The sequence below is a fragment of the Streptomyces hamibioticus genome, from assembly GCF_047946815.1.
GTDB lineage: Bacteria > Actinomycetota > Actinomycetes > Streptomycetales > Streptomycetaceae > Streptomyces.
Map to the genome: position 1 here is coordinate 7,474,118 of NZ_JBKKQY010000001.1, position 11,962 is coordinate 7,486,079.

General features: G+C 72.6%; 8 protein-coding genes and 1 pseudogene. 7 read left to right on the forward strand and 2 right to left on the reverse strand.

Features of this window, described 5'->3' with window-relative positions; genetic code table 11:
* The first annotated feature begins 59 nt into the window (after window positions 1–59).
* Window positions 60–986: a formylglycine-generating enzyme family protein gene (locus tag ACLGIH_RS34420; protein ID WP_416529151.1), complete on the forward strand. Its 927-nt coding sequence runs from the start codon at window positions 60–62 to the stop codon at window positions 984–986.
* 40 nt (window positions 987–1,026) lie between these two features.
* On the opposite strand, the gene ACLGIH_RS34425 is transcribed toward ACLGIH_RS34420, so the two are convergent.
* The gene (locus ACLGIH_RS34425; protein WP_416529152.1) at window positions 1,027–3,432 is read right to left on the reverse strand and encodes a polysaccharide lyase 8 family protein; all 2,406 of its coding nucleotides are present in this window, start codon (window positions 3,430–3,432) and stop codon (window positions 1,027–1,029) included.
* Between the two features lie 209 nt (window positions 3,433–3,641).
* On the opposite strand from ACLGIH_RS34425, the gene ACLGIH_RS34430 reads away from it, so the two are divergent.
* The 6 genes from ACLGIH_RS34430 (at window position 3,642) to ACLGIH_RS34455 (ending at window position 11,022) form a co-directional block, all read left to right on the forward strand.
* On the forward strand, window positions 3,642–4,679 hold the full coding sequence (locus ACLGIH_RS34430; protein ID WP_416529153.1) for a substrate-binding domain-containing protein: 1,038 nt from the start codon (window positions 3,642–3,644) through the stop codon (window positions 4,677–4,679).
* 106 nt (window positions 4,680–4,785) lie between these two features.
* Window positions 4,786–6,552, forward strand: coding sequence for a glycoside hydrolase family 35 protein (locus ACLGIH_RS34435; RefSeq protein WP_416529154.1), 1,767 nt, complete (start codon window positions 4,786–4,788; stop codon window positions 6,550–6,552).
* 186 nt (window positions 6,553–6,738) lie between these two features.
* Window positions 6,739–8,064, forward strand: a complete 1,326-nt coding sequence (locus ACLGIH_RS34440) for an ABC transporter substrate-binding protein (RefSeq protein WP_416529155.1) — start codon at window positions 6,739–6,741, stop codon at window positions 8,062–8,064.
* Window positions 8,065–8,162: 98 nt separating this feature from the next.
* Window positions 8,163–9,062, forward strand: coding sequence for a carbohydrate ABC transporter permease (locus ACLGIH_RS34445; RefSeq protein ID WP_416529156.1), 900 nt, complete (start codon window positions 8,163–8,165; stop codon window positions 9,060–9,062).
* Window positions 9,063–9,064: 2 nt separating this feature from the next.
* Window positions 9,065–10,003, forward strand: coding sequence for a carbohydrate ABC transporter permease (locus ACLGIH_RS34450; protein WP_416529157.1), 939 nt, complete (start codon window positions 9,065–9,067; stop codon window positions 10,001–10,003).
* A gap of 38 nt (window positions 10,004–10,041) precedes the next feature.
* Window positions 10,042–11,022: a hydroxyacid dehydrogenase gene (locus ACLGIH_RS34455; RefSeq protein ID WP_416529158.1), complete on the forward strand. Its 981-nt coding sequence runs from the start codon at window positions 10,042–10,044 to the stop codon at window positions 11,020–11,022.
* Window positions 11,023–11,072: 50 nt separating this feature from the next.
* Here the strand turns inward: ACLGIH_RS34455 and ACLGIH_RS34460 are convergent.
* Window positions 11,073–11,957: pseudogene (locus tag ACLGIH_RS34460) on the reverse strand (chorismate-binding protein); the annotation flags it as partial.
* Window positions 11,958–11,962 lie beyond the last annotated feature (5 nt).

The following is an 11,962-nucleotide window of genomic DNA, read 5'->3' on the forward strand; positions in this document are numbered from 1 at the left end:
GTCCCGGGCTGGATCAATGGCGGCTGCACACCCGGAACGACGACGAGGGGACCGAGCCGGTGAACGAGAGATCAGGGGGCGGCTGCTGCGCGGGCGGTGGCGCCCGGGGGGATGCGGCGTCGGTCACGGTGGACGTCGCCGCGCCGGTGGGGACACCGGCGCCCCGGGTGCCCGACTGGCACCGGAAGGCCGCGTGCCTGCCGGGCGGGCGGTTCCTGATGGGCACCGAGGACGGGGACGGCTGTCCGGGGGACGCCGAGGGCCCGGTGCGGCCGGTGACGGTCGACGAGTTCAGCGTCAGCCGGTACGCGGTCACCAACGCCCTGTTCGCCGAGTTCGTGGCAGCCACCGGGCACCGCACCGACGCCGAGAGTTTCGGCTGGAGCTACGTCTTCGCCTCCTTCCTGCCGGGCGCGCTGCGCCGGGTGTCGCCGCGCCCGCCGGGGACCCCCTGGTGGTGCGGGGTCTCCGGCGCCGACTGGAGCCACCCGGAGGGGCCCGGCTCGTCGGTCGGCGACCGGTGGGACCATCCGGTGGTGCACGTCTCGTGGCGCGACGCGAGCGCGTACTGCGCGTGGGCCGGGGGGCGCCTGCCCACCGAGGCCGAGTGGGAGTACGCGGCACGCGGGGGCCTGGAGGGGCGTCGCTACCCGTGGGGCGACGAGCTCACCCCGGGCGGCGAACACCGCTGCAACATCTGGCAGGGCCACTTCCCCACCCGCAACACCGGGGCGGACGGCTACCGTTCCACAGCCCCGGTCGACGCCTTCCCGCCCAACGGTTACGGCCTGCACAACGTGGTCGGCAACGTGTGGGAGTGGTGCGCCGACCCGTGGGCGCCCGGCTGTGACGAGCGGGTGATGCGGGGCGGCTCGTACCTGTGCCACGCCTCGTACTGCAACCGCTACCGGGTGGCCGCGCGCACCCGGAACCAGCCGGACAGCACCAGCGGGAACGTCGGCTTCCGGATGGTCACGGACGGCTGACCGGTGGCCGCCCCGACCGGGGCGGCCACCGGGGTACCCCTTATCCGAGCCGCACCTCTGCCCGGTGCACCGCCCCGAGGGTGCCCGGTGTGATGCGCAGTTTCAGCGCGGAGCCGGTCGACAGCACCTGGACGGCGGCGTCCTTGGAGGTCACGGAGGCGACGGCGCGGTTCCACGTCAGGTCGATCGTGGCGCCGTCGCGCAGCGGCCCGGAGACGCGGACGGTGGCCGTGTCGCCGGTCTCGCGGATCATGACGCTCGCGGGCGCGGACGCGGTGACGGCGCCGGCCGTCCCGCCGAACCAGAAGTTGACGCCGGTGAAGCCGAGCGCGGGGACGGTGACGCCCTGCTGGTCGTTGGTGTTGGCGAGCACGGTGACCCGGCCCGTGTCGGCGGCGCGGGCGGCGGTCTCGGCCGCCGTGGCGCCCGGCATCAGGACGTACGCGTACGTCGCCCATGTCGGGTCCGTGCCGTGGTCGAACCACAGCGTCAGGTAGCGGCGCGTGACGGGGTCGGTCGTCGCTCCCTTGTTGATGTCCGACCAGGCGCCGGTGCGCGCCTGGCGCAGCGCCTTGACGGTGGCGCCACCGGGGAAGACGTACCCGCCGTGTCCGGCGAGGTGCGCCCAGCGCGCGCCGGTGAGGGTGGCGCTCCAGCCGAGGGTGGCGGGCTGGGCCGTACCGTCGACGGTGAAGGCGTGCACGCCGTTCGCGCCCAGGTTGCGGTTCTCGACGACCGACTCGACGCCCGTGCCGTCCCGGCCGTGGATGCCGGCGCCGAGGCAGACGACGGAGTCGTCCAGGAAGAACCATGACTTCTTGGCGAGGAGGGTGGAGGACAGGCCCTTCAGGTACTGGCCGACCGCCGCGTACGTTCCGTCCGTCGCCCCGCCCACCCAGCGCACGTCGGGCCGGGCCGCGCCCCAGACCCCGCCTTCCCCGTCGGCGAGCGTCTTGCGGGAGGCGGTGGTGCCGGGCAGCCGGTACGGGTCGACGGTGGGCCAGAAGTCGTCGCTGTACTGGCCGTTGGCGTAGGTGTCGCCCCACCAGTAGAGCATTCCGGAGCTGCTGTGCCAGGCGCGCAGGTTCTCGCCGTTGCCGTTCTCGTAGTACGTGATCCGGTTCGACGCCATGGACAGGGCCGCGGCCCAGCCGGGGCGGCGGTGGACCGCCCGGTCCATGCCGGGGAAGAGCCGGTGGCCGGCCGGCTCCGGGATCGCGGCACCGGCGCCGTCGTTGACCGCCTTCAGGCGGGAGAGCTGGGCGATGCCGAGCGCGGGGCTGGTCAGGAGCGGGCTGAAGTAGTCGCGGGCGATCCAGCCCTTGACCATTCCGTCCCAGCGCGCTTTCTCGGTCGCCGAGGCGCTGCGCGCGAGCAGGGCTATGCACGCGATGATCGAGTGTCCGCGCAGGTGGTCGTCCTGGCGGATCTGCCGGGTGTCCGTCTTCTGTACGCCCCGGCTGGGCGCCCGCCCGGAGACGCCGTCCATGGCGAGGCCGTTGAAGAGGAAGGGTGCGTACGCCTTCTCGACGGAGTCCAGGATGATCTGCCGGCCGGGGTCGGTGACCTCCCAGGCGGAGCCCTTGAGCAGCGCGAACAGCATCGACAGCCCGCCCAGCATCACGGCGCCGTACGACCCGGCGTACGGCACATAGGTGTGCTGGATGAAGCTGCCGTCGGCGTAGAGGCCGTCGCCGCTCGTCACGTACGGGAAGACCGGCGAGAGCGCGTCGCGGGCGAGGGCGAGCTTGGCGGAGCTCTTGCCGATGACGCCGCGCAGGGCGAGGACGCGGCACAGGTCGACGCGGTTGGCGCCGGTGGAGGTGCCGGTGTAGTTGACGACCGCGCTGTCGGGGACGAAGTGGTCGACGGCGGCGCAGTGTTCGGCGATGCGGGCGGCGCCGAGGTGGTCGTACAGCAGGACGTCGATGTCGAGGAGGGCCTGCGGGATGCCGATCTGCCAGTTGTACCAGTTGCCGTAGCGGGCTTGGGAGGCGTTGTACGCCTGGTCGTGGAGGTGGTCGAGGCCGGTGAGGATCTGGGCGCGGAGGGTGGCGTCGCCGGTGAGGCCGGTGCCGGGCTGGGCGTACGCCTCGGCCATGGTGCGCAGCCGGTTGTAGCTGGTGCCGAGGTTGCCGGAGTACGTGTACGACTCCGTGTCCGTGTCGGGTTCGGGGTCGGCGTAGGGCAGGTCCGGCCAGAGCGAGCCGGCCCGGGGCGCCATGGCGGCGCGCAGAGTGGAGGCGGTCGAGCCGAGGGCGGCGAGCTTGCCCGCGTACGGTTCGGTGGTGGGGTCGAAACCGGCGCCGAGGATCAGCTCGCGCCAGGTGAGGCGCAGGGCGTCATAGGCGTCGGCGGCGTGGGCGGACCACGCGCCGAGAGGGGAGGCGACGGCGGCCGCGGCGAGAGCGGTGGCGGTACGTAGGAGGGCGCGGCGGGAGGGCATCGGTGGAACCTCCGGGGGAAGGGGGTGCGTCGTTGAACCCAGAACCACACTTGGGTGAGCGGTTTCTAGCACGGAGGCAACAGACCGGCAATGAATCGCACGTTCCGCCGCCAAATTGATTGTTCGAGCGAAAACGCTCACGGATCGATCAGGTGGCGGCTAGACTTCCCCTAGGCGATCGAAACCACCGAAAAGGGGAACCGGAGCGCATGCAGGCGGAAGACAGGCATCGGGCCATACTCGACACGCTGCATGAGCGGGGCTCGCTGCGGGTGACCGACTTCGCGCACGAGCTGCGCGTTTCCCCCGTCACCATCCGCCGGGACGTGGAGGCGCTGGCCGAGCGCGGGTTGCTGACGCGCGTCCACGGGGGCGCGGTCCGGGCCGAGACGCGCGGCGCGTCCGCGCCCGGTGAGGCGCTGGTGTTCGGCCTGATCGTACCGGCGGCCGACTACTACTACCCGGAAGTGATCAAGGGCGCCCGGGAGGCCGCCGCCGAGCACGGCGTGCGGCTGGTCCTCGGCATCTCCCAGTACAGCCCCGAGCAGGAGCGGGACCAGGTCCGCCAGATGCTCGCCGACGGCATCCACGGCCTGCTCATCACGCCGTGCAGTTCGGCGGACGCCGAGCCGTGGGCGGCCGGGCTGACCATGCCCCCGCACGTCCTGGTGGAGCGGCGTCCGGGCGACGAGGTTTCCGGCGCGGAGCGGGTGGTCACGGACCACGTGTACGGCGCCAGGCTCGCCGTACGGCACCTGGCGGACACCGGGCGCCGGCAGATCGGGCTGATGCTCCGCGACGACAGCCCGCACGGCGCGCTGGTGCTGGAGGGCTACCGGAGCGGGCTCGCCTCGGCCGGGCTCGACGCGCCCGAGCCTTCGCTCTTCCGGCTGCCGCCGCCGGCCGGGGACACGGCCGAACGGGAGCGGTTGCTGGGCGCGTTCACCGACGCGGTGGGTGAGGGGCGGCTGGACGCGGCGCTCATCCACAACGACCACGATGCGATCATGCTGCTCCTGCGGCTGCGGGCCTGCGGCATCGACGTACCGGGCGATCTGGCGATCGTCGCGTACGACGACGAGGTGGCCTCGCTCGCCGATATTCCGCTCAGCGCGGTCGCCCCGCCGAAGCAGGCCGTCGGCGCGGCCGCGGTGGAGCTGCTCGTACGCCGGCTCGCCGACCCGGGGCGGGCCCGGCACCGGCTGGCGATCCTGCCTGAGCTGCACGTCCGCGCCTCCAGTTCCTGACCCGCCCACGCCCCGGAGCGGGCCGCACCGTCCCGCGCCCCGCGCACACCTGACCCCGGCACGCCCGTACGCCCGCACGCACCGACCGCACCCACGGAGACCCCTCATGTTCCGCGTATCGACCGAGGGGTTCTCCCTCGACGGCCGCCCGCTGCGCCTGCTCTCCGGAGCCCTGCACTACTTCCGCGTCCTCCCCGAGCAGTGGCCGCACCGGCTGCGCATGCTGTGCTCCCTGGGCCTCAACACCGTGGAGACGTACGTCCCCTGGAACCTGCACCAGCCACGGCCCGGCGCGTACGACTTCACCGGCCTCGCCGACCTCGACCGGTTCCTGCACGCCACCCGGGAGGCCGGGCTGCACGCGATCGTCCGTCCCTCGCCGTACGTCTGCGCCGAGTGGGAGAACGGCGGCCTGCCCTGGTGGCTGCTGGCCGACCCGGAGGTGCGGGCGCTGCGCTGCCAGGACCCCGCGTACCTGGCCCACGTGGACCGCTGGTTCGACAAGCTGGTGCCGCTGGTCGCCGCGCACCAGGTGACCCGGGGCGGCAACGTGCTGATGGTGCAGGTGGAGAACGAGTACGGCTCGTACGGCACCGACACCGGCTACCTGGAGCATCTGGCCGCCGGGCTGCGGGCGCGCGGCATTGACGTACCGCTGTTCACCTCGGACGGGCCGGACGACTTCTTCCTCACCGGCGGGACGCTCCCGGGCCACCTGGCCACGGTGAACTTCGGCAGCCGGGCCACCGAGGCGTTCGTGGACCTGCGGCGGCACCGGCCGGACGACCCGGCGATGTGCATGGAGTTCTGGTGCGGCTGGTTCGACCACTGGGGCGCCCAGCACGTCGTACGCGACCCCGAGGACGCGGCGGACGCGCTGGCTGAGATCCTGGCTGCCGGGGCGTCGGTCAACCTCTACATGGCGCACGGCGGCACCAACTTCTCCACCTGGGCCGGGGCCAACACCGACGACCCGACCACCGGTGAGCGCTACCTGCCGACGGTGACCTCGTACGACTACGACGCCCCGATCGACGAACGCGGTGGTACCACCGAGAAGTTCCACGCCTTCCGCCGGGTGCTGGCCCGGTACGCGGACGGGCCGCTGCCGGAGCCCCCGGCCCCGGCCCCGCTGCTGCCGCCGGGAAGGGTGGAACTCCCCGAGTCGGTGCGGCTGTTCGACGCACTGGACCGGCTCGCGGGCGAGGAGGTGCTCGCCCCCGAACCGCCGTCCTTCGAGGAACTGGGCCTCGCGCACGGGCTGGTCCTCTACCGCTCCCGGATACCGGGGCCGCGCGGGCCCTACCCGCTGTCCGTGCACGGGCTGGCCGACCGGGCGCACGTGTTCCTGGACGGCGAACCGGCGGGCGTCCTGGAGCGGGACGCCGCCGAGGTGCTGGACGGCGTCGCGGTGCCCGGTGCGCAGGCGCGCCTGGAGCTGCTGGTGGAGTCGATGGGCCGGGTCAACTACGGGGCGGGGCTCGGCGACCGCAAGGGCGTGCGCCGGGTGCTGCACACCCGGCAGACGCTGCACGGCTGGTCTGCGCGGGGGGTGGAGCTCGGCCACGGCACGCCCGAGGGGCTGCCGTGGGGGGCCGGGCAGGCGGGGCCCGGACCGGTGTTCCACCGTGGCTTCCTGGAGGTGACGGAGCCCGCCGACGGGTACCTCGCGCTGCCCGGCCTGCACAAGGGCTACGTCTGGGTCAACGGCTTCTGCCTGGGCCGCTACTGGCAGGACCGCGGTCCGCAGCGGACGCTGTACGTACCGTGGCCGCTGCTGCGCTCCGGGCGCAACGAGATCGTCGTACTGGAGCTGGACGGGTGTGAGGGACCGGCGGCCGTGGAGCTGCGGGACGCGCCCGAACCGGGCTGACGAGCAGCCGGAACAGCCCGGAGCGGTCGAGCGGAAACCGCTCAACTACGGCAACACCGCGATCGATACCACTCCTTAATGTTCAGTTGTTCATTTGCTATTGACTCTGATCGTTCGTGGTCGAAAGATGTGCGTCATCTCGCCGCCTTCCACAAGGCCGTCGCGGCCCTCCCGTAGGAGTTCCCCATGCGCCCGTCCTCCCGTACGTCCTCCCTCGTGCTGACCGCCGCGGTCGCCTCGCTGGCCCTGCTGGCCACCGCCTGCGGGGGCTCCGGCGCCGATTCGGCGGACGCCGGGACCGGCACCGCCGAGAAGCCCGTCGAGATCACCTACTGGTCCTGGCAGCCGGGGACCAAGGAGATGACCGAGGAGTTCAACCGGACCCACAAGACCATCAGGGTCGTCCACTCCGAGATCCCGGCCGGCCTCAACGGCGGCTACGACAAGATCGCCAAGGCCGTCAAGGCGGGCAACGCGCCCGACGTCGTGAACGCCGAGTACCAGGCCATCCCGGACCTGGTCACCCAGGGCCTGCTGCGCGACTCGACCGCCGAGCTCGGCGAGACGGTGAAGAGCGCCCCGGAGTCCGTGCGGGGCCTGGTGACCCTCGGCGGCAAGACCTGGGGCGCGCCCTTCGACGTCGGCCCGCAGACCCTCTACTACCGCACCGACCTCTTCGAGAAGTACGGCGTCGAGGTCCCCCGGACCTGGGACGAGTTCCGGACGGCGGCCGAGAAGGTCAAGTCCGCCTCCAAGGGCGAGGCGCGCATCCTCGACTTCTGGGGCGACGACGTCGCCACCTGGGCGGGGCTCGCCCAGCAGGCCGGTGCCCACTGGTACGGCACCGAGGGCGACGCCTGGAAGGTGAGCATCGACGACGCGGCCACCCGCAAGGTCGCCGACTACTGGAAGGACCTGGTCGAGAAGGACCTGGTCCTCAACCACAAGGGCTGGAGCCCGGAGGCCACCAAGGCAGTCACCGACTCGAAGGCGATCGCCCTGCTCGGCGCCTCCTGGAGCGGCGGCGGCATCAAGACCACGTACCCCAAGCTGGCGGGCAAGTGGGCCGAGGCCCCGCTCCCGAACTGGGGCACCCCGGCCACCGGCGCGGTCGGCGGCAGCTCCTTCGCCCTGACCAAGGGCACCGAGAAGGCGAAGGCCGCGGCCGAGTTCGTGATCTGGGCGACCACCGACCCGGCCGCGGTGAAGGCCCGTCTCGCCACCGGCACCTCCAGCGCGCTGCCCGCCAACGAGGCGCTGCGCTCCGCCGCCAAGGACACCTTCGACACGGAGTTCTACGGCGGCCAGGACATCTACGCGGTGGCCTCCGCGCAGGTGCCCACCATCGTCAAGGGCTGGAGCTGGAGCCCGGTGCACAACTCCACCTCGCTGACCCTCCAGAACGAGCTGGGCAAGGCTCAGAAGACCGGCGAGTTCTGGCCCGCCTTCCAGGCCGCCCAGGCCGCGGCCGAGAAGGGGATCACGGACCGGGGTCTCATGCTCGCCGAGTGACCCGGGCACGCGCCCGCGCCCTTCCCCCTCCCGCCCGGGCCGCCGGGGACCCGTTCCCGGCGGCCCGCCGGCCCGTCCACGCAAGGGAGTCACCACCGATGGCATCCCGGCTCGCCCGCGGTCAGCGCAGCACACCGGCCCTCTTCATCACCCCCTTCCTGCTCCTCTTCCTCGCCACCCTCGTCGCCCCGATCGCTTACGCGCTCTGGATGAGCCTGTACCGCGAACAGGCCGCCTCCGGGCTCGGCTTCGGCGGCACCGAGACGCTCTTCGTCGGCGCCGACAACTACCTGCGCGCCCTGACCGACCCGGTCTTCCGCCGCAGCTTCCTGCACATCGCGCTGTACTGCCTGGTCTACATCCCGGTGATGGTCGGCGGCGCGCTCGCGCTCGCCCTGCTGGTGGACTCCGCGCTGGCCCGCGCCAAGCGGTTCTTCCAGCTCGCCTACTTCCTGCCGCACGCGGTGCCCGGCCTGATCGCCGCGATCATCTGGGGCTTCCTGTACACGCCGGGCCTCAGCCCGGTCATCGACTTCCTGTCCGCCTTCGGTGCGGACGTCCACCTGCTCGGCCCGGACGCGCTGGTCTTCTCCCTGGCCAACGCGACCGCCTGGCAGTGGATCGGCTACAACATGGTGATCTTCTACGCCGCGTTGCAGGCCGTGCCCCGGGAGACCCTGGAGGCGGCCGTGGTGGACGGTGCCGGGCACCTGCGCACCGCCTGGTCGGTGAAGCTGCCGATGATCCGCTCCTCCGTGGTGCTCACCATGCTGTTCACCGCGGTCGGCGCCATCCAGCTCTTCAACGAGCCCGAGGTGCTGCGCAGCAGGTCCTCCGCGATCTCCACGGAGTGGAGCCCGGTGATGTTCATCTACCAGGCGGCGGTGAGCCGCAACGACTACGGTCTGGCCGCCGCGGCCTCGCTGCTGCTGGCGCTCCTCGGCGCCGCGCTGTCCTTCGTGATCACCAAGTTCGGCAACCGCTGGAAGGACGCGTGACCATGGCCCTCGACACCACCGCCCCGGCCGCCGCCACCGCCGCCACCGCCTCCACGCCCGGGAGCGCCCCGCGTCCCGCGTCCGCGCGCCGCGGGCCGGGCACCGGCTCCGCGCTCTCCTCCCGGGTCACCGTCAACACGCTGCTCGCCCTGGTCGCCGTCTACACGCTGATGCCGCTGACCTGGCTGCTGGTCAACGCGACCAAGAGCAACGGCGACCTGTTCGGCCGACCCGGCTTCGCACTGGGCGACTTCCACCTGTTCGCCAACCTCGCCGACATGTTCGCCTACCAGGACGGGCTGTTCGCCCGCTGGCTGGGGAACAGCCTGCTGTACTCGGTCGTCGGCTCGGCCGGTGCCACCCTGCTGTCGCTGCTCGCCGGGTACGCCTTCGACAAGTACGCCTTCCCCGGCAAGGAGAAGCTGTACGGGCTGGTGCTGGTCGGCATCCTGGTGCCGCACACTGTCATCTCGCTGCCCATGTATCTGCTCGCCTCCGACCTCGGCCTGGTCAACACGTACTGGTCGGTGCTGATCCCGGGCCTGGTCAACCCGTTCGGCGTCTACCTGGCCCGGATCTTCTCCGAGTCGTACGTCCCCGCGGAGACCCTGGAGGCCGCGCGGCTGGACGGCGCGGGCGAGCTGCGGATCTTCCGGTCGGTCGCGTTGCCGATGCTTTCCCCCGCGTTCGTGACGATCTTCCTGTTCTCCTTCACCGCGAGCTGGAACAGCTTCTTCCTGCCGCTGGTGATGCTCAACGACGCCTCGCTCTACCCGATCGGCGTCGGCCTGTTCAACTGGAACGCGGTGCTGCCCCAGGAGCCGCACTACTACGCCTTCGTGGTGACCGGCTCACTGGTGTCCGTACTACCGCTGGCCATCGCCTTCCTGTCGCTCCAGCGCTACTGGCGCTCCGGTCTGACCGCGGGAGCCGTCAAGTGAACGACGCGACACCCCGTCACCCCCGCACCGTGCTCGCCATGGCCCCCCCGGTCCACCGGGCGCTCTTCGACGCCGAGGCCCTGGCACGGCTCGCCGCGGTCGCCGACACCGACCCCGCGCTGGTCGTAGAGGACTTCACCGCCCCCGAACACGCGGCGGCGCTGCGCGAGGCCGAGGTGCTGTTCACCGGCTGGGGCTGCCCGCCGCTGACCGCCGGGGCACTGGACCGGATGCCCCGGCTGCGGGCCATCGTGCACGCGGCCGGATCCGTCAAGCACCACATCACCGACGCCTGCTGGGAGCGGGGCGTCGCGGTCGCCTCGGCGGCCGGGGCCAACGCCCTGCCGGTCGCCGAGTACACCGTCGCCGCGATCCTCTTCTCCGGCAAGGGCGTGCTGCGCGCCGCCCGGGTCTACGGCGAGAAACGCGAGTGGGTCAGCCCCATCGACGTGATCGGCACCGGCGGCAACTTCCGCCGCACGGTCGGCGTGGTCGGGGCCTCCCGCATCGGGCGGCGGGTGATCGAGCTGCTGCGCCCGTACGACCTGCGGGTGCTGCTGTACGACCCGTACGTGACGGACGAGGACGCCGCCGCCCTGGGCGTGCGCGCCGTGGACCTGGACACCCTCGCCGCGTCCAGCGACGTGGTCACCGTCCACGCGCCCGAACTCCCGGAGACCCGCCACCTGTTCGACGGGTCCCGGCTGGCGCTGCTGCGTGACGGGGCCACCCTGGTCAACACCGCGCGCGGCTCACTGGTGGACACCGAGGCGCTGACCCGGGAACTGCTCTCCGGCCGGCTGAACGCGGTGCTGGACGTGACCGACCCGGAGGTGCTGCCGCCCTCCTCGCCGCTGTACGACCTGCCGAACGTGCTGCTCACCCCGCATGTGGCCGGGTCACTCGGCAACGAACTCGGCCGGATGACGCACGCGGCCCTCGACGAGCTGGAACGGTACGCCCGGGGCCTGCCGTTCGCCGACCCGGTGCGCAGACATGCGCTGGAGCGTTCCGCCTGAGCAGATCACGGCCGTCAGCCGCGACACTCCGCCGTGGAGAAGACAACCTCGCCGGTGACCGTGGTCGACAGGTGCCACATGGCGGCGGTGCGCACCAGCGTGGGCCGCTCGGGCACGTTCAGCGCGCCGCAGAAGGGCGTGAGCGCCTCCTGTACGGCGGCCACGACGACGGCGTGCTCGTGCAGGTCCTTCTCGGACTCCAGCAGGGCGACCGCGCGCCGCACGTCCTCGGCGAGGTCCGTGCTGCGCGGCGCCGATCCCGCGAGGGGGTTGGCGGTGAGCCGGCCGCCCCGGCGGGAGACCAGCAGTTCGGGGCTGGCGCCGACCAGGGTGCGGCCCGGTCCGCTCGGCACGGCGAAGGTGTAGCCGGCCGGGTCGCGGCGGGCCAGGCGGCGCAGCATGGCCGGCAGATCCGGTTCCCTGGCGGAGGTCAGCTCCAGGGTGCGGGCGAGGACGACCTTGTCGAACTCCCCGGCCCGCATCCGCGCGACCGCGGCGGCGACTGCCTCGCCGTACCGTCCCGCGGCAGGGACCTCCCGGACCCGCCACTCGGGACGGTGCCCGTCCTCGGGCACGGGCAGCGCGATCAGCGGGTCCTCGCGCAGGGGCGGTGCCCAGCGCACCGAGTCGGGCACCGCCAGCGCGGCCGGGGCGTCCGGGGCGAAGGGCAGCGCCCCCACGACCACCGGCACGGGGGCGCCCGGGCGGCGCAGCGCCTCCAGCGTCTCCCGCACCCGCCGGGCCGGGGGGCGGGAATCCTCGGGTATCCCGGCGGCGGTGCCGCGTCCCAGGATCGTGCGGTGGGGGGTGGCGAGGAAGCGGTCGGTCGCGGGGCGGTAGGACTCCAGCAGCGCGGTCGCGGCGCCGGGGGTGACCGGTGCTCCGGTGGGCCGGTGCGGGGTGTCAGGCAGCGGTTCGTGCAGGGAAAGGGACATGGCTG